This window comes from Arcicella aurantiaca, from assembly GCF_003148625.1.
Classification (GTDB): Bacteria; Bacteroidota; Bacteroidia; order Cytophagales; family Spirosomataceae; genus Arcicella; species Arcicella aurantiaca.
Window position 1 is genome coordinate 64,818 of sequence record NZ_QGGO01000018.1, and the last position, 25,013, is coordinate 89,830.

21 protein-coding genes are annotated in these 25,013 nt (G+C 35.9%); 9 read left to right on the plus strand and 12 right to left on the minus strand.

Translation table 11 applies throughout. The annotated features are described in order from the left end of the window. Nucleotides 1–12 precede the first annotated feature (12 nt). Nucleotides 13–1,128: a toxin-antitoxin system YwqK family antitoxin gene (locus LV89_RS16240; RefSeq protein WP_109743969.1), complete on the plus strand. Its 1,116-nt coding sequence runs from the start codon at nucleotides 13–15 to the stop codon at nucleotides 1,126–1,128. Between the two features lie 227 nt (nucleotides 1,129–1,355). Here LV89_RS16240 and LV89_RS16245 read toward each other — a convergent pair whose 3' ends face one another. The 3 genes from LV89_RS16245 to LV89_RS16255 form a co-directional block, all read right to left on the minus strand. Then, a complete protein-coding gene (locus tag LV89_RS16245) occupies nucleotides 1,356–2,696 on the minus strand; it encodes a hypothetical protein (protein ID WP_109743970.1) in 1,341 nt (446 codons plus the stop codon). Between the two features lie 98 nt (nucleotides 2,697–2,794). Next, nucleotides 2,795–3,400: a hypothetical protein gene (locus tag LV89_RS16250; RefSeq protein WP_109743971.1), complete on the minus strand. Its 606-nt coding sequence runs from the start codon at nucleotides 3,398–3,400 to the stop codon at nucleotides 2,795–2,797. A 156-nt stretch (nucleotides 3,401–3,556) separates the two neighbouring features. Beyond that, entirely contained in the window at nucleotides 3,557–4,108 is a 552-nt protein-coding gene (locus LV89_RS16255) for an RNA polymerase sigma factor (protein WP_109743972.1), read from the minus strand. 238 nt (nucleotides 4,109–4,346) lie between these two features. Between LV89_RS16255 and LV89_RS16260 the strand changes: the two genes are divergently transcribed. The 3 genes from LV89_RS16260 to LV89_RS16270 are packed head-to-tail and all read left to right on the plus strand — an operon-like array spanning nucleotide 4,347 to nucleotide 5,746. After that, on the plus strand, nucleotides 4,347–4,769 hold the full coding sequence (locus LV89_RS16260) for an Xre family toxin-antitoxin system antitoxin (RefSeq protein ID WP_109743973.1): 423 nt from the start codon (nucleotides 4,347–4,349) through the stop codon (nucleotides 4,767–4,769). 21 nt (nucleotides 4,770–4,790) lie between these two features. Then, nucleotides 4,791–5,246, plus strand: coding sequence for an RES family NAD+ phosphorylase (locus tag LV89_RS16265; protein WP_109743974.1), 456 nt, complete (start codon nucleotides 4,791–4,793; stop codon nucleotides 5,244–5,246). After that, a complete protein-coding gene (locus LV89_RS16270; protein WP_109743975.1) occupies nucleotides 5,243–5,746 on the plus strand; it encodes a cupin domain-containing protein in 504 nt (167 codons plus the stop codon). Before LV89_RS16265 ends, LV89_RS16270 begins: the two co-directional genes overlap by 4 nt. A gap of 221 nt (nucleotides 5,747–5,967) precedes the next feature. Here the strand turns inward: LV89_RS16270 and LV89_RS16275 are convergent, their stop codons facing one another. After that, nucleotides 5,968–6,558, minus strand: a complete 591-nt coding sequence (locus LV89_RS16275) for a DUF4136 domain-containing protein (RefSeq protein WP_109743976.1) — start codon at nucleotides 6,556–6,558, stop codon at nucleotides 5,968–5,970. Nucleotides 6,559–6,765: 207 nt separating this feature from the next. On the opposite strand from LV89_RS16275, the gene LV89_RS16280 reads away from it, so the two are divergent. Next, nucleotides 6,766–7,506, plus strand: coding sequence for a DsbA family oxidoreductase (locus LV89_RS16280; RefSeq protein WP_109743977.1), 741 nt, complete (start codon nucleotides 6,766–6,768; stop codon nucleotides 7,504–7,506). 100 nt (nucleotides 7,507–7,606) lie between these two features. Here LV89_RS16280 and LV89_RS16285 read toward each other — a convergent pair whose 3' ends face one another. The 6 genes from LV89_RS16285 to LV89_RS16310 all read right to left on the minus strand — a co-directional run bounded on the left by LV89_RS16285 (nucleotide 7,607) and on the right by LV89_RS16310 (nucleotide 19,362). Further along, a complete protein-coding gene (locus tag LV89_RS16285; protein WP_109743978.1) occupies nucleotides 7,607–8,311 on the minus strand; it encodes a 2-phosphosulfolactate phosphatase in 705 nt (234 codons plus the stop codon). Nucleotides 8,312–8,373: 62 nt separating this feature from the next. Continuing rightward, nucleotides 8,374–9,474 (minus strand): glycine cleavage system aminomethyltransferase GcvT, encoded by a 1,101-nt coding sequence (gcvT, locus tag LV89_RS16290; RefSeq protein ID WP_109743979.1) that lies wholly within the window; start codon nucleotides 9,472–9,474, stop codon nucleotides 8,374–8,376. Between the two features lie 103 nt (nucleotides 9,475–9,577). Next, nucleotides 9,578–10,594, minus strand: a complete 1,017-nt coding sequence (locus LV89_RS16295) for a M28 family peptidase (protein WP_109743980.1) — start codon at nucleotides 10,592–10,594, stop codon at nucleotides 9,578–9,580. Between the two features lie 118 nt (nucleotides 10,595–10,712). Beyond that, the gene (locus tag LV89_RS16300; protein ID WP_109743981.1) at nucleotides 10,713–13,736 is read right to left on the minus strand and encodes a serine hydrolase domain-containing protein; all 3,024 of its coding nucleotides are present in this window, start codon (nucleotides 13,734–13,736) and stop codon (nucleotides 10,713–10,715) included. A 165-nt stretch (nucleotides 13,737–13,901) separates the two neighbouring features. After that, nucleotides 13,902–14,976 (minus strand): peptide chain release factor 2 gene (prfB, locus tag LV89_RS16305; protein ID WP_109743982.1). Its coding sequence is split into 2 segments (ribosomal slippage): nucleotides 13,902–14,915 and nucleotides 14,917–14,976, totalling 1,074 coding nucleotides; the frame shifts between segments, so codons are not numbered across the junction. A gap of 261 nt (nucleotides 14,977–15,237) precedes the next feature. Further along, nucleotides 15,238–19,362 (minus strand): LamG domain-containing protein, encoded by a 4,125-nt coding sequence (locus LV89_RS16310; RefSeq protein WP_109743983.1) that lies wholly within the window; start codon nucleotides 19,360–19,362, stop codon nucleotides 15,238–15,240. A gap of 326 nt (nucleotides 19,363–19,688) precedes the next feature. On the opposite strand from LV89_RS16310, the gene lpdA reads away from it, so the two are divergent. Continuing rightward, on the plus strand, nucleotides 19,689–21,083 hold the full coding sequence (lpdA, locus tag LV89_RS16315) for a dihydrolipoyl dehydrogenase (RefSeq protein WP_109743984.1): 1,395 nt from the start codon (nucleotides 19,689–19,691) through the stop codon (nucleotides 21,081–21,083). Between the two features lie 106 nt (nucleotides 21,084–21,189). Here the strand turns inward: lpdA and LV89_RS16320 are convergent, their stop codons facing one another. Continuing rightward, nucleotides 21,190–21,822 carry a septal ring lytic transglycosylase RlpA family protein gene (locus tag LV89_RS16320; RefSeq protein ID WP_109743985.1) on the minus strand — a complete coding sequence of 211 codons (633 nt, stop codon included), beginning with the start codon at nucleotides 21,820–21,822 and terminating at the stop codon, nucleotides 21,190–21,192. Nucleotides 21,823–21,990: 168 nt separating this feature from the next. Continuing rightward, nucleotides 21,991–22,455 carry a septal ring lytic transglycosylase RlpA family protein gene (locus tag LV89_RS16325; RefSeq protein WP_109743986.1) on the minus strand — a complete coding sequence of 155 codons (465 nt, stop codon included), beginning with the start codon at nucleotides 22,453–22,455 and terminating at the stop codon, nucleotides 21,991–21,993. A gap of 447 nt (nucleotides 22,456–22,902) precedes the next feature. Between LV89_RS16325 and lipB the strand changes: the two genes are divergently transcribed. The 3 genes from lipB to LV89_RS16340 all read left to right on the plus strand — a co-directional run bounded on the left by lipB (nucleotide 22,903) and on the right by LV89_RS16340 (nucleotide 24,936). Further along, a complete protein-coding gene (gene lipB, locus LV89_RS16330; RefSeq protein ID WP_229201538.1) occupies nucleotides 22,903–23,604 on the plus strand; it encodes a lipoyl(octanoyl) transferase LipB in 702 nt (233 codons plus the stop codon). 107 nt (nucleotides 23,605–23,711) lie between these two features. Then, on the plus strand, nucleotides 23,712–24,119 hold the full coding sequence (locus LV89_RS16335) for a hypothetical protein (protein WP_109743988.1): 408 nt from the start codon (nucleotides 23,712–23,714) through the stop codon (nucleotides 24,117–24,119). Between the two features lie 91 nt (nucleotides 24,120–24,210). After that, a complete protein-coding gene (locus LV89_RS16340; RefSeq protein ID WP_109743989.1) occupies nucleotides 24,211–24,936 on the plus strand; it encodes a 3'-5' exonuclease in 726 nt (241 codons plus the stop codon). Nucleotides 24,937–25,013 lie beyond the last annotated feature (77 nt).

Genomic DNA, 25,013 nt, shown 5'->3' on the forward strand with positions numbered 1-25,013 from the left:
ATAATTGAAAATTTGGACGATTTAGCGAAATGGAATGAATATTGTTATCTTTACCATAAGAATAAAAATAGTAATATTTCGTTTTACAAAGGTAATACTTTCGCTTTAATCATTCCTGTAATGAAAACTTTTTCGCTTTTATTTTCCATATTTCTACTTTCTTTGACACTGACTTCGTTGGCTCAGTCTGATGAGTTTAAAACCACTGCTAAACCGCAAACGGATACTTCTGCCAAGAAAAAAGCAGGACTTTTAGGCGGTTTGATTCAAACAGATATTTTGGATAATATCAAGAATGCCAAAAAGACAATAAAAGACGTAAAAGAAGATATTAAGAATAATAAAGACGAGTTTAAAAGACTGAAAGGAGAAGCTGGCGACCTTTCTGCTGATTTGGGCTTGAAAATTGGGAAGTCGAAAAAAAAGACAAAAATCAAGAAAAAACCAAAAGACGAATATGAAGATATTAAGTTTGAGCTTCGCATCGGTGAGTATGGCTCAGGAACAAGATTGACCGTTGAAGAAATTAATGTTTTGCGTAATCCAGATGAAGCTGAACCAAGTATTTATGCCAAAGAAATTTGGTGGTATGACCCCAAATTAAGACGTGTAACCAATGTTCCGAGAAAAGATAAAGATTACGGAGAAGTTTGTCATGGCCCGTACAAGAAATATGTAAATGATGAATTGGTTGAAGAAGGGTACTTTTATGTAGGCGTGAAAGATGGACGTTGGGAGACATATTCACAAGATTATATTTTGCTAACAAAAGAAAAATATAAAGATGGCTTTTTAGCAGATTCAAAATTCTCTTATTTTGATAAAGAACAGACTAAAATTAAGGAAGTTATTCCTGTGAAATTCAATAAAGTAACAGGGGAATATCGTTCTTTTTATGATGGTGGACAGCTAAAAGAAGAAGGGAAATTTGATGATAGTGTAAAAGTGGGACGTTGGAGAGAATATCATCAATTTGGCTCGCAGGGACGTTTGAAGAAAGAAACGATGTTTGCCAAAGATAAATTTGATAAGTCTGAACCAGAGATTTTAGTGGAAAGAGATAACAAAGGAAAAATCATCTACGAAGCTCCGAAAAAAGTGAAGAAGAAAGATGATGAGGAAAATTGATGCAGTTATCAGTGAACAGTTATCAGTAAACAGTAATCAGTTAATCTGTGGGTGAAAATTAAAGTAATATATTGGAACTTTAATTTCAATGTTGCACTGTTTTAACTGATAACTGATAACTGATAACTGATAACTGATAACTGATAACTGATAACTGATAACTGATAACTGATAACTGATAACTGATAACTGATAACTGATAACTGATAACTGATAACTGATAACTGCTATTTTTCCATAAACTTCACGCCTGCATAATTAGTTTTAATCGTGATTTTAGTGGTTGAGCCTTTGCCAATTTTACCTTTATAAGTTTTGGTTGGTTGCATTCCCATTTTGCGGTCGTCATCATTATTTTCATCTGGATTAACAGTAAAACTTACTTTTCTTGACGGATAACGGAAATTGGCATAAGTCGTAGTTACTTCAAAATCTGCGTTACAATCTCCTGTTACGGGTAATTTCACAGCGGTATAATTTGAGCGAATATCCAACGTTTTTAGCGTTTTAGATAATTCCGAAAGCTGTACTCCATCTGAATAACTAATCGCTAATTTTCCTGTCTCATTAATTTTACCAATTTTCCCGCTTGAATATTGAAAAGTACCGTCAAGATTATTAATATTATCTAAGGTAACAGAGCCGTAATTATTTCTAAGAAACAAATTGTCAGCCTTGTCAACATTCAGTTTAGAATAAGAAATTTGAAGGTTTCCATCGTCCATTTGCTTAATATCTCCCGAACCGTATTGAACAAAAATATCTTTGTCTGTTCCTTTTAGGCGGTCGCAAGAAAAACTACCGTAATTAGATGATACCCTTAGTGGAGCATCAAATTGAGGAATAATGGTTTTCCCGTATTTATTTGACACCGTAAGAGCATTGGTACGAGGCATGTAAATCATATAGTTTATTTCGACTCCTTTTTTGCCATTCGGACAATTACAATCTTCCGTTTTTTTCTTACTTCCCATCCAATTCCAAGCATTTCCCCAATTACCGTTATCGTCAGAACTTATATTGGTTTGAAAAGAAATATTTTCCCCATTGCCTTTGTTTACGCTCGCTGAATAAATAGACACATTGTCAATCAATGCTTGGGCTTTCTCTTCTGACGTTCCGTAGCCGATAATCGTAATATCAACTTTAATTTCGTTTTTATTCCAAAGTTCAACTTTTACATCGCCGTGTTGATTGCTGATGGTCAGGCGGTCTTTGGCATCAACTGTAAAGGATTTTGAAATTACTTTTTTCTTCTCAATGGGATTATCTTGTGCATTTTCCTGTGTCTCGTCAAGGCTAAAAGAAAAGTTTGTTGGAGGTGTTGGTGGTATCGGTGGCGTTGGGATTTCAACCGTCCAATTTTCTTTATTGCGAGATGTTTTATTTCTAAAAGTAATTACACGAGTTTCAACTTGTTTTAATTCCTGAGTTAACTTTTCTAATTCGTGCTTTCCATTGATGATAATTATATCTTCTTCGGAGATTCTGTTTTTCAAACTGTCTTGTCCGAATGTATGGAACAAGATTAAGCCGTTGAAAATTATGATGCTATATATCGTTTTCATGATTTTGCTTTGTTATACCCAACCCTAATTAAGTGGTTATTGGTAACGGGTCGATTAGTCAAGTGTTTATGTTACCTTACAATCTTCCTGAGTGACTTTTAAATACTTTTCATTGGGTTTTGTTTGTACTCTTTTACTTTCTCAATAATGGTTAATTGGCGGTTTAAAATATCCACTTGAACTTGTAAATTTTGAATCATAGCTTTTACTAAGTCTTCCTGATTGGGCGTTGCAGAAAGTTCTGTTTGAAGGTTGTGATAATCTTTATTTAACTTTTCAATTTCCGTTTCAAACTCATTATACAAAACTGGGTCGTGTTCTTCAATCTGTTTTATTTCTTCTCTTTTCGACTCAATTAAACTGGCATATTGCACCATCTGATTGCCGTATTGTGGAGCAATATTAGCGACAATTTGCTCGGTAGAGTTCGTTTTTGATTGAAATAAAAACACGGCAAAACAGCCAATTAGTAAAATTAAGCTGGCAGCCATTGCCCAAAACTTCATTTTAGAAATAGACGATTTCTTGAATTTGATAATAATTTCGTCAGATTCTTCACTTGGGGCAATTGTTTTTTTGTCGTTTTCACTGAGGGATTTATCAAGTTTATCCCAAAGTCCAGCAGGAACTTCGTGCATATCAAACTCTGCACGATTTTCTCGGATGAATTGTTCTAATCCTTGTTTATTTTCTTGATTTTTCATTTTATATATGATAATTAGCACGCAGATGCCTACTTAGGCAACGCAGATTTTCACAGATTTTTAATCTTATCTAAGCTTTATTAATGCTTTCTATGATAAAATTTATGATTATTGTGTAAAATCTTCGTAAATCAGCGTTACGCAGTATCTGCGTCATCAGCGTGCCATCGTACCTAATATTTCTAATAATCGTTTTTTCGCACGAATGTATTGCGTGCGAGATGTTGATTCGGCAATACCCAAAACCTCAGCGATTTCTTCATGGTCATAACCTTCCAATAAATACAAACAAATAACCGTTCTGAAACCATCGGGGAGTTGCTGAATGGCGTGTTGTACTCGTTGAATGTCATAATTGAGACTTTCTTCGTCGTAAGATTCTTCATCACAAATATCAATACTTTCATCAATATCAACCAATTGTACTTTTCGGTTTCGTAACTGATTCAAGGCTCGATTAATCACAATTTGTTTTAACCACGCTCCAAAGGTACTTGTTTGTCTAAAATCATGAATTTTCTGAAAAGCGTCTAAAAAAGCGTCCTGCAAAACGTCTTCTGCTTCTCCGTTATGATTCACAATTCTGACCGCAACGTTATACATAGACTTTGCATAAAGCCGATAAATCTCATACTGAGCCTTGCGTTCGCCCCGACGGCAAGCCTCTACGAGTGGGAGATGTTTGTCTATGTAAAGCGTTTGTTCCAGAGGTAATTAATTGTGATTTGTGAATGATTGTTTGAACTTGGATTTTTAAGATTGGAGGATTTCAAGATAAATTACGTACATCATTTTAGTAAAATCCTAAAATTTTTAAATCCTAAAAATCCAAGTTCAAACAAATGACACAGAATGTTTTTAGAATGTTGCAAATGTGGAAGAAAACTTGAGATAATTTTGAAGATGCGACATTTGTCGTTATATTTATGACATAAATACAAGAAAAATGATAAAGGCAAATACTAAACAAGAAGATATTTTTTTAATGCTTGGTCAAGGGCATGATTGGCAAGTGATTCAATTATCTCGTGAAGGAATTTCTAAAAGTATTTTATTTCAATTGGCAAGCCGTATCAACTTTACAGAAAAGGAGTTAGCCAATGTTTTAGACCTTTCAGAGAGAACACTTCAGCGTTATTCTGATGAAACAAAGTTAAGTAAAGTTGCTTCTGAAAAAACGATAGAATTGGCAGGGCTTTATCAATACGGAGAGGAAGTTTTTGGAACGATTGATAGATTTAACGGCTGGATGAAGTCTCCTCATGCTTTATTCCAAAAACAACGTCCAATTGATATTTTGGATACTCATCGAGGATTTCAGATGGTACATGATGAACTTGGTAGAATTGAACATGGCGTTTATATTTAGCATGAAACTTAAATTTATTCAATGAAAATACACAGAATTACGCCTCAAAAATATGCCTTAGATTTATCAGGAACTGGAGCAAAATTATACGGTGGACGTTGGAATAGAGTGGGAGTACCGTTACTATATACCAGTGAAAATCTGTCCCTTGTGGTTTTAGAAAATATAGTTCACATTCAGAATCCTGCATTTTTACCAATCTATCAAGCTATAACGATACAAATACCAGATTCTATCCAAGAATATTTTATCGACGATTTTCCCGCAAATTGGCTTACACAAGATGGATTTGAAGGATTAAGAAAAATAACTGACGACTTTGTTAAAACACAAGATTTTTTGGCGATGAAAGTTCCGTCTGCCATTATTCAAGATGAACATAATGTTTTAATCAATCCCTTGCATCCATTATTTAAGGAGATTGAAATTGTTAAAAAGCAAAATTTTTCCTTTGACCAAAGATTATTTACCCGATGACTAAACCCGCTCAATTTTACATCAACGCCTATAATATGCAAGCTCATCCAGAAGGTGGATATTTTGCAGAAACCTATCGTTCGACGGAAAATATTCCTCAAAATGCCCTTCCAAGCCGTTTTAAAGGCGACCGTAGTTTTTCTACGGGAATTTATTTCTTGTTGGAAAGTCACCATATTTCAGCCCTTCATCGGATAGAATCAGACGAAATGTGGCATTTTTATGCAGGTTGTCCGTTGAATGTTTATGTAATTGATAATCAGGGAGAGTTGACAATTATTCGCTTAGGTAATAATCCTGAGAATGGCGAAGTTTTTCAAGCGGTCGTTCCCGCAGGATGTTGGTTTGGCTCAAAACCTGCTGAATCTGATAGTTATTCTTTAGTGGGTTGTACCGTTGCCCCAGGCTTTGATTTTGAAGATTTTGAAATGAAAAACAGAACTGAGTTATTAACAATGTTTCCACAACATAAAGAAGTTGTGGATATGCTTACTTATTAATTGGTTATTGGTTATTGGTAGATTGGTTACTGGTAGATTGGTTACTGGTAGATTGGTTACTGGTTGATTGGTTATTGGTTGATTGGTTATTGGTTGATTGGTTATTGGTTGATTGGTTATTGGTTGATTGGTTATTGGTTGATTGGTTATAAGAATGCCACATCTGTCGATAACTAATTGACCAATAACCAGTAACCAATAACCAATCCCCAATAACAACTCTACTTGCTCGCTAAAACTTGCGATGTTACTATTGTTTTACCAGCAATATAGTCCTTTGCGAATATTTTATAATTATCAAAAATCTGTCTTGTAGCTACTCTAAGGGCTTTTGCATCAATTTTACTTGTTTCTGGTTGAGCAATTCCTGCTGCATATCCCATCCAAATTGGTCTATTTGAATCATTTTCTACAAATTGAAGTAAAAGTGTTCCTTTTCTAAGTCTAATTCTACGAAGTTCTTCATTCATATTTTCCTTTCCCAAACCTCTAAACGAACGTTGAAGAACCGATAAATTAACATCATTTGGAAAAAGTGCATAAAAAACAATCAGATTTGGACGTTCTCGTGAGTCCTGATAACCCCGAAGTTTCATCTGGTTGCCAATTTCATCAATAACGGCTTGAAATTGATAAGTTGTATCAATAACATTAAACTGTTTTTCAACGGTTGTAAATGACTGATAATTAGGTTTAAAAACTTCATCTTCAATTTCTCTATGACAAGCAGTGCCTATCTGGAAACCATTTCTATTGCAAGATGTTATTAAAGCAATGGATGCTACAAAAAATAATAAATAGATTTTTTTCATAATAGAGCTGATTTTAATGAACGAATGATTTAATCATCTGATTTTTACATTATCCTGATAAATGATGGAATTTAAGTAGCTTGTTGTTTGTATTCGTAAAATAGTAGTTCGCTTTGGTGAACTATGTTGATAAATTTAAACTATTAAATTGTGGCTTGTCCGTTAAAGATTTTCAGAATTGCCTTCAGCTTATGAAATGACTAAATAATGGATAAATTAGAATTAATGAATTTTAAGATGAACAAAAAAATAAAAATTCGTGTAGATGTGGTTTCGGACATTGTTTGTCCTTGGTGTTATATTGGTAAGCGTAGGTTAGAAAATGCTATTAAATATACACAAACTTCTGATAATGTGCAAGTTGAAGACATAGAAATTGTCTATCATCCTTTTCAACTTGACCCTTCTGTCCCAATTGAAGGAACAGATTTTCAGCTTTATATGGAAAACCGTTTTGGAGGAAATATTCTTGATAAATTTCATCAAGTAGAACAAGCTGCCGAAACAGAAGGCTTGTCGTTTGATTTTGCTAATTTACCCAAAGCTATCAATACTTTTACACTTCACAGAATACTTACGTTGGCAGAACAAGAAGGGATTCAGGCAGATGTTAAAGAGGCTTTTATGAAAGCGTATTTTGTGGATAAAATTGATTTGACAGTAGATGAAAATCTCGTGTCAATCATGGCAAATTATGGTTGGGACGGAGCAAAAACCAAAGGAATTATTTATTCAGATATTGCTTCTGACGAAGTAAAAGAAGAAATGAATTATTATCGTCAATTAGGAATTTCTGGCGTTCCTTTCTTTATTTTTAATCAGAAATATGCCGTTTCTGGAGCTCAACCGTCAGATGTATTTACGGAAGTTATCGAGAAAGTTGCTCAAGAATTGGAAATAGCCAATGTGGAGGGTGAAGTCTGTGATATTGACGGCGAAAATTGTTGAAATTAATAGCCCACAGATAATACGGATGATACAGATTTTCACAGATTTTTTATTTATCATGTGAAAATCGGTTAAATCCGTATCATCTGTGGGCTAAAATTCACATATTTACCAACGAATTACCTCTTAAAACGGGTAAAACATCGTATAAATCATGCTGTAAACAATACGCTATATCTTTTTGAATTCCAAGACGTTGTAATCTTTTCACGTGTGAAGATGAAGCTACGCAAGCCAACAAATCGTCTTTGCCTAAATTATAAAGACGTTGAGCCATCAATGCAGCGTCTTCTTCAATCATAAATTCGTCTTGTAAACGCTCTACCAAAGCACCTGCAAAAAGCGTATCCTCTAAATTGGGTTTGCCTTTCCAACCTGCACAAAGTACCAAAACATCATATTGTTGGTCTTTTAAGTAAGTGGTTAAAGCTCCTAAATTCAAGAAAGAACCCACCATTACTTTTACCGCATTTTTCGATTTTGTAATTGCCAAAGTACCGTTGGTTGTGGTTACACAAATAGTTGAACCTTGTACTTTTTCAGCCATGTAGCTAAATGGCGAATTGTCAAAATCAAAACCGTCTGGTGTTTTTCCATCACGTTCAGCGGCAGCTAAATATCCTTTTTGCTGATAAGCTACGCATTCATCAACGGTGGCAACGGGAATAATGGCTTCTACGCCATTGGCAAAAGCCGTTGTCATACAAGAAGTAGCTCTAAAAATATCAACTACAACAACAATTGAATTTTCAATATCGTGAAGATGTAATAATTCTGGGGTTAAGCAAACGTCAATTTTTTTCATTTTGTAATCCGATGCCTCTGCATCGGGGGATAATTGTTCTTATCCGATGCGGAAGCATCGAGTTACACTTTCAAAAACGGCATTTTAGTTACAACTGCCTTTAAATATTTATTACGGATATTGATATAGATTTCAGAGCCATTTTTGCTGAATTCTGTGGCAACATATCCCATTCCGATTCCTTTACTCATTGATGGCGACTGCGTTCCAGAAGTAACTTCACCGATGATATTTCCTGCGGCATCCATGATTTCGTAATGTTGTCTTGGAATACCTCTGTCAATCATTTCAAAGCCTACCAATTTCTTAGTTACGCCATTTTCTTTGATTTTTTTATGGAAATCAGCATTAATAAATTCTTTGTTGAATTTGGTAATCCAACCTAAACCTGCTTCAATTGGAGACGTTGTATCATCAATATCATGTCCGTATAAACAATAACCCATTTCGGTACGCAAAGTGTCTCTTGCTCCTAAACCAACAGGGACGATATTGAATTCTGCACCTGCTTCAAAAATAGCTTTCCACATTGCTTCAGCGTGTTCGTTTGGTACATAAACTTCCATTCCTCCTGCACCTGTATAACCAGTTGTTGCAATTAATACATCACTAATTCCTGCTACTGTTCCTTCTTTGAAAGTATAATATTCCATCGAGCCTAAATCTAAATCAGTAAGTTTTTGCATCGTTGCTACGCCTTTTGGACCTTGAACTGCAAAAAGACTCATGCCTTCGCTAATGTCCTGCATTTCTACACCAAATGAATTATGCGATTGCATCCAAGCCCAATCTTTCTCAATATTTGAGGCATTTACGACCAAAAAGTATTCATTGTCGTTACGTTTATAAACCAAAAGGTCATCAACGATACCACCTTTATCATTTGGCAAACATGAATATTGAACTTTGCCCTCTACCAAAGCAGAAACATCATTGGAAGTAACATACTGTAAAAACTCAGTTGCACGCTCGCCTTTTACCACGAACTCGCCCATGTGTGAGACATCAAAAACGCCCACTGAATTACGTACTGCTAAATGCTCTTGAATCAGATTTGTATATAAAACAGGCATTGAATAGCCTGCAAAAGGTACCATTTTCGCTCCGAGAGAAACGTGAAGGTCGTTGAGGTGTACAAATTTTAGTTGTTCAGTTTGTTCCATTGAATGATTTGTTCGGTTTTAATGCTACAAAAATACAATAAAAAAACCTGATAGTCAGCAGAAAATGGCTATCAGGTTTTCTTCTAAGAAGTTATATTCAAATTTATTCTTGATAAAGTGTACTCAGAACCGTTTGTCCAACCGCTTTGAGCGTGTTTTTATCAATATTACTCAAATTATCTCCGTGTGTGTGGTGGTATTTCCAGAAGGTTTCTGGAGAATTTGGATGAAGCTCAACAATATCAATCATTTGGATTTTTCCAACGTCATTTACTGCTGTATGGTCGTCGGTTAATCCTCCACCATCAGCATCAATAAAAGTTGTTGAATACCCCAAGCGACTGGCAATATCCCAAATATTTCTAACAATCATTGGAGCGTATTGCATAGAAGTGCCTTCATGCGGGAAAACTGCCCCTTTTCCGCCTACCATATCCAATAAAATTCCGTAGTAAGCCGTATAATTTTCTTTGTGTTTATGTGCTGCCCAATATTGCGAACCTAATCCCCAAGACTCAGGTTTGTGTTCGCCTTTGTAATCTTCTGGTTCTCCGTGGTCTTCTACGTCAAAGAAAATAATATCAACGCCAACGTTTGGTTTTTGTGTTGCTTGTTGAATAGTACGAGCCAATTCTAACAAAACACCAACGCCACTACCACCGTCGTTTGCTCCGTCGATTGGAGAGTTTTTGTCTTTGGTATCTTTATCGGCCACCGAACGAGAATCCCAGTGAGCCGTTAATAAAATGCGTTTTGGAGCAGATGGATTGATACTTCCAATGATATTTCGAGCATTCATTTTTGTGCCATCGTATTTTGTGGCTACAAAGTCTTGTGAAATTACTTCACAACCAAATTGCTTCAATTTTGCCACTAAGTAATCGCCACAAGCTTTATGTGCTTTTGTATTGGGAACTCTTGGACCAAAATCCACTTGTGCTTTTACGTAAGCGAAAGCAGAATCAGCCTTAAAATCTGGAGCAGGATTTAGCGTAATGGCAACGTCTTCAACGGGAGCAGATTCTGTCGAAGCAGGTTTTTGACAAGATTTAAAATAAACCGCCACACCCGAAAATACGAAAATGGCTAAGAAAATAAGAGAAATGCGTTGTGTTTTCATTTTGTTTAGTAGGACAGGTTCCTAAGCTGTCGGTCGTCTTTATGTTTTAGACAGGTTGGAAACCTGTGTTACTTGTCAGTTGTCTTTATTTTTTGACAGGTTGGAAACCTGTGTTACATTATTCCATCGACTTATAAACGATGTCCATTACTTTTCGTCTAATTTTCAGCGTGTTAATTTTATTGTTGCCTGCCGATGGATTTACTCGGTTTGACAAAAATACGAAAACTAATTCTTTTTCGGGGTCAATCCATACGAGTGTGCCTGTATAACCTGAGTGTCCGTAAGAACTTGATGAAACTTTGGCGGATACAAAGTTGCTGTCGCCGTCGGATGGAAGTTTATCCCAACCCAAAACTCGGTAACTTCTGGTTGCTTTGCTATTGGTAAAAAGATTGATTGTTTGCTCACTGATGAATTGTTTATTACCAAATGAGCCTTTGTTGAGATTCATTTGTAGTAATTTTGCCAAGTCGGAAGCATTGCTGAATAATCCTGCATGACCCGAAACTCCGCCTAACATCGCTGCGGTTTGGTCTTGAACTGTTCCTTGTAAAAGCCTTCCTCTAAACAAATTGTCGTTTTCAGTCGGAGCAATTTGCTTTTTACTAATTTTTTTCAAAGGATTGAATCCCGTTGTATTCATTGATAAAGGCTCGTAAAAGTTTTTTGAAGTAAAAACGTCCAAAGATTGATTGGTCAGTTTTTCTACGAGATGATGCAAAATGATTAATCCCAAATCGCTATAAACGAAAGGATACGAACCGTCTTTTTCCCTTTTGTTAATAAGTGGAGATTTGATAACCCATTTCCAGACCGAATCACGAATGGAAGCCTTCGCAAACATTCCTTCGGCAACTTCTAATGGATATTCAGCAGACTGTTTTGTGTTGTAATATTCGGTTTTCCAACCCAGTGGAATACGTGTTTTTTCCCAAAAAGGAATATAAGCCACCAAGCCCGCTTGATGCCAAAGAATGTCTTTGATGGTGAGATTTTCTTTATTTGTTCCTTTCAATTCTGGAAGATAATGAGAGGCTTTTTCGTCTAAACTAAATTTCTTTTGGTCGTAAAGAAGCATCAATGATTGAAGCGTTGCAGAAACCTTTGTAACAGATGCTAAATCGTAAACCGTATTTGATGTAACAGGTTCGCTATTAGCTTCATAACTCATTTTCCCGTAATTTTTTTCGTAAATAATTTTACCCTTACGAGCCACTAAAACTTGACAACCTGGGAAAACTCTTTGTGCAATGGAAGACTGAACAATTGGGTCAATATCGGCTAATTCAACGCTTTTCATGCCTACACTTTCGGGAGATGCTTTGCCGAATTGTCCGACACCAGAAATATTAATTCCATCGCCCGCTTTGAAAAGGTTTTCTACTGAAACAGGTAATTTTCCAGTGGCAGGAATTTCTCCCAAAATGACTCTTGCCATTGCCGAATAAGCCGTTACATCGTCTTCATAACCACAAATAAGGGACGATGATTCTGGAAAATATTTCAAACTATAAGGACTTCCAAAAACACAAACGACTACTTTTTGTGCTTTTTGTTCGAGACGTTTGATAAAACCTTGAACGTTGTAATTAATCTCAAATTTATTGGCAGTCTTTTTATTGATGTTATGAACACTCAAAACAACCGTTGAAGTTGAGTCAATATTTTGAAGAACATTATTGAAAAATCCTTCGTCCGTTTTGGAAGCACTGGCAAAATGTTGGAAAGAAGTAATACGGCTCAACTCTTGTTGAAAACGATTCCCAAGCGAAACATCTAAACCAATAGAGATAAATTTACCTTCGGTTGGATTAATCGGCAGAACATTCTTGGCATCTTTCACAACCGTAATCGCATTATCAAAAAGCTCTTGTTTGATTTTGTTAGCTTCGTTTGTGTTAAGGTCTTGGTATAAATTATTGCTGTCGATATACTTAAATTGATTTAGCCCGACCCAGTATTTTGCGTGTAGAATTTTTCTAACCCGATTGTCAATATCATTTTGCTGAATAAGTCCTGCGGTAATCGCTTCTTTGATTTTACGGATACCTTCTGGGATATTTTCAGAGTAAAGTAAAATGTCATTTCCTGCGATAAATGCCTGTAAGTCAACTTCTCCAGACGTAATTCCTTGTCCATGACGCACGCCTTTCATATTCAAAGCGTCAGTAATGACCAAGCCTTTAAAACCCATTTCGGTTTTCAATAAATTTGTAATGATACTTTGAGAAAGCGTAGCAGGTCGCCAATCGTAAAAAGGAACTTGCAAATGCCCAACGATAACGCTTTTGATAGAATCGTTAATTAATTGCTGAAAAGGGTATAATTCAACACTTTTTAAACGTTCAGCATTGAATGATAATTGAGGTAATGTAAAATGTGAATCTCCTTGTGTATCGCCATGCCCTGGAAAGTGTTTTGCACAGGCTAAAAGCTGATTATTTTGCATTCCTTTCATGTAGGCACTGCTTTTGAGAGCCACATTTTCACGTAATTCTCCGAAGGAACGATAACCAATAACAGGATTGTTTGGATTAGAATTTATGTCAACAACAGGAGCAAAATTTAGGTGAATTCCTAAGCGTTTGCATTGGCGGGCAATTTCACCACCCATCTTATAAATCAATGAGTTATCTTGAATTGCACCCAAAGTAATCTGTTTTGGAAATGCCATTGTTGAATTGACACGCATTGCCAAACCCCATTCGCCATCAATACCAATCAACAAAGGAATTCTTGTCCCCGACTGAAAACGATTATTAAGACTGGCATAAGAAAATGGGTCGCCTTGAAAAAAGATAAGTCCACCGATATAATTTGTTTGAATTAACGTTTCGATACGTTTGAAATGAGCTTCGCCATGAGTGGGGTTGATGGCAACCATGAAAAATTGACCAATTTTTTGGTCTTCATCCATTGACGTAAAAACACTATCAACCCATTGGTCTTCTGCCAATAAACTATTAGTCGTAAATACGGGAGGAGGCATTAAGACCAGATGATTTGTCTTTTTTGTATCAGAAACAGAAGGCTTAAACCAATGTAAAAGCGTATTGTTAAACTCACCTATTACAGGCGTTCGGAACGCTACCCAAAGGAGAATAAGTGTTAGAAAAAACAATGAAAAACGCTTGACCATTTAATAAATTTTGGATTAGTATGCTAACGAAAAAGGTTACAAATTTAGTACAAAAGCCTTGCCAATGAAAGAATTTTAAAATAGATGTTTACTCTCTATATTTAAAATACAAAAGCTGTAAAGAACAATCTTTACAGCTTTTGTATTTTAACATCCCTGTATTATCTACGCCTCCATCAAATAAGCCTTGATAAACTCATTAATGTCGCCATTGAGAACGGCATCAGTATTGGAGGTTTGGTAATTAGTTCGGTGGTCTTTTACTCGTCTGTCATCCAATACATAACTTCTGATTTGTGAACCCCACTCAATTTTCTTTTTACCTGCTTCAACCTCTGCTCTTGCGGCATTACGCTTGTCAATTTCTATTTGATAAAGTTTTGACTTTAAGAGTCTTATCGCAACTTCTTTGTTCATTAATTGCGAACGTTCTTGTTGGCAAGCAATGATAATTCCAGAAGGTTTATGGTGTAAACGAACAGCCGTTTCTACTTTGTTTACATTTTGCCCTCCTGCACCGCCTGAGCGGAAAGTATCCCATTCTATGTCGGCTGGGTTTACATCGATTTCGATAGTGTCATCAACCAAAGGAGATACAAACACTGATGCAAAAGAAGTATGACGACGAGCGTTTGAGTCAAAAGGAGAAATTCTTACTAAACGGTGAACGCCGTTTTCAGACTTTAAATTACCGTAAGCATATTCACCTTCAACTTCCATCGTAACAGACTTAATACCTGCTACATCACCGTCATTGTGGTCTGCCTCTTTAATTTTGAACCCATTTTTTTCAGCCCACATAATGTACATACGCATGAGCATACTTGCCCAGTCTTGCGACTCTGTACCACCCGCACCTGCATTGATTTCGATTACTGCCGACATATTATCACCTTCCTCAGACATCATTTTTCTGAATTCTAATTCGGCTAATTTGTCTTCCAATTTCGCTCCCTCTGCATCTACTTCCTCTTCTGTTGCTTCGCTCATTTCATAAAACTCCCAAATCGTCTCAAGGTCGCCCATGAGTTGATTTAATTGGTCGAAGCCAACCGTCCAGAACTTTAATTCACGGATTTGTCGCATTGTTGACTCTGCCTTTTTTGAGTTTCCCCAAAACTCAGGGTCAAGCGTTACAACTTCTAATTCTTCAATTTGAAATTTCTTGTTATCGTAGTCAAAGATACCTCCTCAAAGCCTCTACTTTGGCTTTCAGGTCATTGAACCTGTCTTTTGTCATGCGTGAAAATTAGTCGAGAGCCGTAAGTTATAAAGTCGTAAATATATTTAAGTTATGTTCACTTACGACTTGTGACCTTATAAATACGACTTTTGGAGTGCAAAGATAAGTATAAAAACAAAGCCCTCCGAATGTTTAATTTCAGAGGACTTTGCTAATCTATTGGAAGAATTACGATTTAAAATACAATCTTAAATCAAGTCAATCGTAAATAATCTTTGAATATAATTTTGCTAACACCTAAAAACTAAATGCTAACCACTAATTAAATGACAATTTCGCTGTTGAATTAGAGAATGAAATTTGTCCGTTATTTAGTAGCTTTTTAGCTTTAGCATTATTAGCAGAAACCGTGACGTTATGTCCTGCTTTGATTAAAACTTTATCTGTTACATCAGGAATTCTTCCACAAGACCACGTTGTAGGGCTATTCCAATCTCCTGAATTAATAGAATAAATCATTCCTGTACATGGAGCAGAGCATTCACCTTGTTCTTCATTGTAGAGCAAGAACACTTCTTCATCGGTTAAAGCACCATTATAAATTTTAACGTCGTCTATTTTACCTTTAAATGGTTGAATTCCTTTATAACGAGCTCCAATAGCACCTAATATAGGACTGCTATAATAAACAGGTGTGGCAGAATTACTTGCAATTAGCTGTCCATTAAGGTACATTTTTCTACTTGTAGTTGTTCTTGCCACTGTAAAATGTACCCAAGTGTTTGCGGCAACTAAAGAATATGAGAACATTGGTGGTAAAACAGCTACTGTATAGCCTGTATAAGAACCATAATTCCAAGCAGGACCAGTGGTGTAGTTGTTGTAAAATAGCATAATAAATTGGTCTCCACCGTCATTTCCAATAGATAATATCGTTCTAATGTCATTAAAAGCAGGTAATTCACTGGCATTTACCCATGCACTATAAGTATATTCACTTGGGGCTAAATTAGCACCTGGAATAGAAATATAGTTGCTTATGCCGTCAAAACTATAAGCACGATTAGGGTTTCCGAAGCGGTCTGTTGTTAACGTTGCTCCATTAACAGTACCATGATTTGTACCCTTTGAATCTTGAGCATTGCCATTAAATGGATAACAAGCTAATAGTTGGGGGAGTGTGCTAATTGAAACAACAGCACTGCCCGAAGTTGTACCAACGCCACAAGTATTTCTAACTGATGTGATTGTGTATGTTGTTTGTGTTGTGGGTGATACGCTAACAGTTATTGGAGATGTTGAAGCTGTTACGTCAGTTGATGTTCCTGACAAACGATATGTCCATGGGCTTGCTCCTGTAAAATTAATTGTTAATGTTGCGGAGCTACCACTAACAATGGTTGTTGTTCCAGAAATATTAGCAGTTACGGCAGGATTAATCGTGATGGATAAGGTGTTAACACTAATTACTTGACCTTCATAAGTAACTCTAATTTTATAATTACCAGCAGTTATATTAGCAGGAATTGAACACGTGATAGAGTTTGTTGTTCCTGAACCAATTTGAACAGGACTGGTAAAACTTCCCGATGAATTTGATAATTCTACTACTAAAGGAGTACTTACACTTGCCGTGATGTTGTTCGTAATCACATTTACGTTTACGCTTCCATTTGGACAAGATGTTGTATTTGATAAACTCGTAAGTGCAATTAGTCCACCCGTTTCAACAGTTGGGCATTGTTGCTCTGCCAAATAAATCCCTTGAACTTGAGTATCATTTAATGCTCCATTATAAATTTTAACGTCGTCTATTTTACCTTTAAATGGTTGAATTCCTTTATAACGAGCTCCGATAGCTCCTAATGGAGGTGTGCTATAATAAACTGGTGTTGCTGTATTACTTGCTACTAACTGTCCATTAATGTACATTTTTCTATTAGTTGTCGTTCTAACTACGGCAAAATGTATCCAACTATTGGCAACTACTGATGTGTATGAAAACATTGGAGGTAAAACAGCCGTTGCATAACTTGTATAAGAACCATAATTCCAAGCGGGTCCTATTGTAGAAGAGTTGTTAAATAACATAATAAACTGGTCTCCACCATCATTCCCAACTGATAATATTGTTCTAATTTCATCAAAAGCAGGTAATTCGCTTGCATTTACCCATGCAGAGTATGTAAATTGACTTGGTGCAAGAGATGCTCCGGGAATAGATATGTAGTTACTTATTCCATCAAAATTATAAGCACTATTAGCATTACCAAAACGGTCGGTTGTTAAGGTTGCTCCATTAACAGTACCATGATTTACACCTTTTGAATCTTGAGCATTTCCATTAAATGGGTAACAAGCTAATAACTGTAATCCTGAATTTACTGTAATAATTGCACTTCCATTGGTTGTTCCTGTTCCGCAGACATTGTCTTTCACACTTGCAAGTGTATATGTCGTTGTTACAAGAGGTGAAACCGTTTGTGAGACAGATGCAGTTGTGGAGCTAAACGTTGTTGTGTTTGTTCCATCTGAAATACTATAAATCCAAGGGGAAGAACCTGTTAGATTAACTGATAAATTTGCTGTTTGTCCCTGTGTAATAGTGGTTGTTCCACTAATCGTTCCCGTTGCAGTGGGAAGAATAGTAATTGGTAAAGTATTAAAACTGATGGTAGAGCCATTAACAATCCGAACCCGATAACCTGTTCCTGAAGTCGTTACTGTTGTTGGAATTGAAATCTGAATAGGGGCAAGTGTTCCTGTTCCAATAATAGTTGGGTTGCTAAATCCTCCATTACCATCAGATAATTGAACAGTATAAGTTGACCCCGCTGTTACGCTACTTTGTTGAAATGAGATTTCTTCTAATTGATTTCTACAAAGCGAACTATTTGTCAAGCTTGTTAAGGAAATAAGTGGGGCATCAACAATGGTTGGGCAATTTAATGTAGCGTTATATAAAGACGAAATCTCCAAACCATTTAAGCCTCCTTTGAATAAACGCACATCATCTATTTTGCCGTTAAAGAAATTTACTAATCCCGAACTTTGAGACCCAAGTCGCCCAACAGATGGCGAAGCATACGTCGAGCTAAGCCCCGAGGCAGAAGAACTTTGGACTAAAACACCATTAATATACATTTGGAGAGCATTGGCTGTTCTAACAATGGCTACATGATACCATTGCCCGACCGAAATTGTTCCTGCATATTTCACGTCAACATTGCCAATGGTAGTTGATGACCGAAAAACCCATCTCAATATACCATTATCGTTTTCAATGTAGAGTTCTTGTGATAAACCGATACCCCCAATGGATAAAATATACTGATAATTTCCCGAAGTTGGCAAACTTGAAGGCGAAACCCAAAGAGAATGGGTAAAGTTATTATTCAATAAATTTGTTGTCGGAAATTCTACATACGCTCCATTACTTATCGATAATGCCGACGACGAAGTTCCATTTCTGTTAGAAACATACGATGAACTTCCTCCATTATTAAAAACAGAACCGCTATTACTTCCAATTTGGTCGCTTGAGTTGCCATCAAGCGGGAAACACGTAATAAGTCCTGCTGTTCTTGAAACCGAAACAGTCGCACTGCCACTCGCAGTTCCTGCACCACAACCATTACTTACAGACGTAACAGTATAAGTTGTTGAGCTTAGTGGAGATACAGAAAGAGTAAGAGGATTGGTACTCGTTGTTCCTGTTTGTCCATTAGAAAGGGTATAATTATAAGGAGCCGCACCAGTAAAATTGAGTGTGATATTCGCTGAATCTCCTTGATTGATAGTCGAATTTCCACTTATCGCAACAGTTGGTGCTACACAAGTATTGGCATTCAGTTTACAGTATGAAACAGTTCCGCCCGATGGTTGAGGAATAGATATATCTGTTGAGGCATTCGAAAAATTGGTAACTAAAAGTACATATTTTTGACCAGCTATCGCATTACTTATATTTAAACTGGCAGTACTGCTTGCTGAGTAATCGCATGAGACAGGATAGCTACTCGTCGTAGAACATGTATTATTCAAATCTCCGCCAGATATTGGTCCCCAAATAGCAGCATCAATATCTCTGGAATTCGAATTATTGAAACTAAAGAATAAATTTCCTCCTGTTTGAACAGTAATCACAAACCACATCTGATTAGGCGTTGAATACAAGCATCCATAGGTTGTCGTTGACGAACCAATAAAGCAATTATTATTATTGGTTGGAGCCGCATACGTAAAAGAAGATGCACAAGTATAATTTTGAGAATTGCTAAATAAATTACAAGCAATAATATCATTGGCACATCCCGATATTGTGTTGGTAATAAATGGATTTACAGGACGTTTTGTCTGAGCGTTTGTAAAGAAAATTGAAAAACAAGATAAAAAGAACGAAAGAGTGATTACTCTTTGTTTCCAAGAGGAAAAATGTAGCATAATCAAGTGAATTATGTAGGAGTGAATGAAAAAATATCCCAAAAATAAGCCACGAACTTAGGGTAGTATCCGTCGGTGTATTTACGTATGTGCTTAATTTTCACAAAGATATTGAATTTTAATAGCTTACTATTGAGGTTTGCCAAATTTATAATTGATATGATAAAAATATCAGTTAATAATTCTGATATTAGTCAGAAACAATACTTAAAAGCCGTAATATTTCCCCCTTCTCAAAAATATCTCTTCCTTAATCTCTATTCTCTAACCTGTCTAATTACTATCTTTGTAAAAAAATTGTATTTATTCCCTTAAAATAAAACTAAATGGCACAAGTTTATGATTTAATCGTGATTGGCTCAGGTCCTGGTGGATATGTGGCGGCAATCCGTGCTTCACAATTGGGGTTGAAATGTGCGGTCGTAGAGCGTGAATCGCTGGGTGGTATTTGCCTTAACTGGGGCTGTATTCCTACAAAAGCATTGTTGAAATCTGCTCAGGTTTTTGAATACATCAAACACGCTGCCGATTATGGAATTACTGTTTCTGAGTCTCATGCTGACTTTGGAGCTGTTATTAAGCGTTCTCGTGGTGTTGCCGATTCTATGTCAAAAGGTGTTCAATTCTTAATGAAAAAGAACAAAATTGACGTAATTATGGGTAATGGTAAGGCTTTGAAAAATAAAAAAGTAGAAGTAACTGCTGCCGATGGAAAAGTAACTGTTTATGATGCAAAAAACATCATGATTGCAACAGGTGCAAGAGCAAGAGCTTTACCAAATATTCCGATTGATGGCGTAAAAGTTATTGATTACCGTAAAGCAATGTCTTTAGAAACGCAACCAAAATCAATGGTTGTAATTGGTTCTGGTGCAATTGGTGTTGAATTTGCATACGTATATGCGGCTATGGGAACGAAAGTAACCATCGTTGAATTTATGCCAAATATTGTACCAGTTGAAGATGAAGACGTTTCAAAAGAATTAGCCAAACAATACAAAAAATTAGGTGTTGACGTTCACACAAATTCATCGGTAGAATCTGTTGATACGAAAGGTGAAGGCTGTAAAGTTGCCGTAAAAACTCCAAACGGAAATATTACGATTGATTGCGACATCGTTCTTTCGGCAGCAGGTGTTATTTCAAACCTTGAAAATGTTGGTTTAGAAGATGTTGGTATCATCACTGATAAAGGTAAAATTATCGTTGACAAATGGTATCAGACTAATATTCCTAATTATTTCGCTATCGGTGATGTTACTCCAGGGCCTGCATTGGCTCACGTAGCTTCTGCGGAAGGAATCATTTGTGTTGAGAAAATTGCAGGACATCATGTGGAACCTTTAGACTACTCAAATATCCCAGGTTGTACCTATTGTACGCCAGAAATTGCTTCAGTTGGTTTGACTGAAAAGAAAGCAAAAGAAGCAGGATACGAGATTAAAGTAGGTAAATTCCCATTTGTAGCATCTGGAAAAGCAACTGCTGCAGGAGCGAGAGATGGTTTCGTGAAAGTAATTTTTGATGCTAAATATGGTGAATTCTTAGGAGCTCACATGATTGGCTATAACGTTACTGAAATGATTGCGGAGGTTGTTGTGGCTCGTCGTTTAGAAACAACTGCTCACGAAATCATGACGGCAATTCACCCACACCCAACTATTTCAGAAGCTATCAAAGGAGCAACTGAAGCAGCTTACGGTTGTGCTGTTGATTTGTAAGAAGAAATTCAGAGATAAATAAAAACCCCTTCAAATTCAATTTGAAGGGGTTTTTTATAGGCTGGGAATCTCTGAATCCTAAATCCCAACCACTAAATCCTAAAACCTAATTCATAATAATCTTCTCCTTATAAACAGGTCTTTCTTTTTCTGGAACAATTGGTTTTCCGTTCATTAAAACCTTTTTTGTAGCCGTATCAAACTTCATGGGTTCGTGTTGTGGAAATTCCTTTGGAAACTCATACGTTTTCTTCTTTTCTACTGCTGGCTCTGGATTAGTAAAAACGGGCATTGTTGAATACGACGTTTGGCTACCATAAGTCATATTGTGACTTTTACTTTTAGGTTGTTCTGCCACAGGCATCGGATTAGCGTTTGCATCTGCTTTTTTCATAACAAAAACTTTTACCGTTGCTTTATGTACACCTGTTAAACCCAAGTCGTGAGCTACACTGTGCGTTAATTCAAGAGAAGTGGATTGACTTTTTCCGTTAACTTCTACGACTTCACTACGGTTATTGGCAAGATTGGTAATCTGAATTAACGAACCCGCAGGCAAAAAATCATGAGAACAAGTACGATGACGACTGCTTAAATACTCTCCATTGGTCATTTTTTTACCGTATCTTCCAATTGAATATACACTTGCTTCTTGCGTATATTCCTCTTGTGCTAATACTACATTGGAACTGATAATTGAAAATAAGGCAAGGGCTGTAAATGTTTTTAAAAACTTCATAATATTATGTCTATTTAGTGAATATGCAAGCAATAACCAAAGGTAATATATAACCTATGAAAAAAACTTTATTACAAACGTTCAATGGACTGATTTGGTATATTTTTTTAAGGGTAAATTAATGGTTTTGTTATGCAATTGGTTGTTTGTCAGTTGTTTAGCCGTTTACTAATTCTTCTTTGAATCAGTAGGTTTAACGTAGTCGTACTTTCTAAAATCTAATTTAAAATCTGATTCTCTTTTGGCATTAATAGCAATATTTCCAGCGGTTTTGCCCCAACTAATAACCAAAATTCTAACATCAATAATATCGTGCTTTTTCATTTCTAAAGCATGTCCAACTGCCTCTGTAAATTCAAGTGTTAGTTCTTCGTCAGAAACTTCATTGTCGTTAATAATCACCTGAACTATCTTTTTATTCTTTAGGTTTAAAACCTCTATCAAAGACCCAATCGGGAAATATTCATGCGATGCCGTTAATATCTTGGCATTTAAAATTTCTCCTGAACTTGTGGTATCTCCATAAGCTTCTGTGGGATAAGTGGTTGCTTTACCTTTAAAATCTTGTGCGGAAATTTTAATAACAAATAGTAAATTAGCGATTAAAGTAAGGATTAAACGGTATTTTAACATAATCTAAATAAATTGAGGGAATGTTAATGTAATATAGAGTTTTTGAAATTCAATCTCAAATGGAGGACAGAAGGCGGGAAATTGTAATGTCCAGTTTCTACAAATTTGAAAAAAAATGCTGAAATACGTTAATCAAGCAACAATTTTTGTGCCATGAAAATGAATTTAGGCTTATTTTTTCTGATTTTATCGTTAGACTTCCTGCGAAAGTGTTTTACGACTTAAAACACTTTCGCAGGAAGTCTATTAAAAAAAGCTATTCTGACAAAAGCAGGTTTGCCATCCAAACCGATTTGAATGAGCGAAATGCGGAATTCCTCAAAATACAATCAATCCCCAATCCTTGATAAAGTATCTTTCTCAATGTTATTGAATCTCAAATTAAAGTTTTTTGTTTGTATGTAGGATACCTCCTAATTTTACTTCCAAATGAGCGTATCGAAACACATGAATAAATCAATCATATTTCAAAATTTAGGATTAATTGACTATCAAATAGCATGGGATTATCAAGAAAAACTCCACGCTGAAATCGTAGCCATTAAACTTGAAAATAGAAATTTATCGCCCGAAAATCAGAAAAATACTCCCAATTATCTCCTTTTTTGTGAACATCCCAACGTTTATACATTGGGCAAAAGTGGAAAACCTGACCACCTTTTATTAGATGATGAAGGGTTGGAAAAACACGATGCCAAATATTATAAAATCAATCGTGGAGGAGATATAACTTATCACGGAAAAGGGCAATTGGTCGGCTATCCAATTCTGGATTTAGAAAATTTCTTTACCGATATTCATAAATATATGCGTTTTCTGGAAGAAGCCGTCATCAAAACTTGTGCTGATTTTGGTATTGAAGCAGGTAGAATTCAAGGACTTACAGGCGTTTGGGTGGATTACGTAGAACAGAAAAGTCCCAGAAAAATATGTGCTATGGGCGTAAAAGCCAGTCGCTGGGTAACCATGCACGGTTTTGCCTTGAATGTTAATACCGATTTGAGTTATTTCAAACATATTGTTCCCTGCGGAATAGACGACAAAGCCGTAACTTCAATGGAATTGGAATTAGGGAAAAAACTTGATTTTCAAGAAGTGTCGGATAGAATGTTAAAAAATTTAGAAGATATTTTTGAAATGAAAAGTTAGGTCGTAAGTACAAAGTATAAAGTACGAAGTCGTAAGTATTTTCTTAATACCTTATACTTACGACTTAATACTTTGTACTTAATTCCCAATACTCAACAAAATTAAAAATGAAAAAAGACATAGAATTTCGTCCCGTCGAAGGCGTAAAAATAACCATTGCCAGAAGTTTTAATGAAGTCAATGAACCAGAATGGGACGTTTATTTAATTAATCGTTTGAAAACCCCAATTAATACCGTTTTTATAACCTCTCGTGGTTATGGGATTGATAAAGACGGAAATCAAGTAAAAACATCACAATTGAGGCATTTTCATAAAGATATTGCTGCCGAAGAAATCATTAAAATTGAAATGATTTCGCCAGATGTATTTCATTTGAATAATGAATATTGGGTTAGTTATTTTGTTGATAGTCAGGTATTTGATAAAAAATTTATATTTGTGCCAGAGTCAATCACAGAAGAAAATCTTATTCATATAGAACAACTAAATTTGCAAGGAGTTTTACACGAATAAGATTTAGGTATGAGGTATAAGTTATGAGGTTAAACTTAAATCTTGAATCACAGTTTTACTACCTCATCATTCATAACTTATACCTAAAAACATGGATTTTCAGAAAGTAGCCAAAAATTTATTATTCATTGATATTGAAACGGTATCGGCTGAGCCAGAATTAAATCGCTTATCTGACCGAATGAAGGCTCTATGGCTTCATAAAGCCAGTTATTTGACTAATCCGAATAATTTGAATGTTGAAGAATTCTATTTTGACCGTTCTGGAATTTATGCGGAATTCGGGAAAATCGTAGCCATTGGCGTAGGTTTTTTTCATTGGAATGATGAACAAGAAATTTGTCTGAAAGTAAAATCTATTAGTAGCGATAACGAAGCCGAGGTTTTAAAAGAATTTAAAGCCCTTATCGAAAAGAAATATAAACCAACTGCTCTTGCCTTGTGTGCCCACAACGGCAAAGAGTTTGACTATCCGTATCTCTGCCGAAGAATGCTCGTAAACGGCATTGAAATTCCCAAAGCATTACAAATTTCTGGACGAAAACCTTGGGAAATTCCGCATTATGATACTTTAGATATGTGGAAGTTTGGGGATAAAAAACACTATACTTCTTTAGAGTTATTAGCTGCCATTTTCAATATTTCAAGCAGTAAAACCGAACTCAGTGGCGACCAAGTGAATCATGCTTATCACATTGAGAATGATTTACCTAAAATTGCTCGTTATTGTCGGGAAGATATTATCGTTTTAGCTCAATTATTCTTGAAATACCACAATATGGAAACCGTGAAAGATGATAATGTGGAGAGGATTTAACGGTTTTATTCGTCCATCTAACGCAGACAGGGTTCAAACCCTGTCTGCGTTGAAATTGTAGATAATTCTGTTTCTTA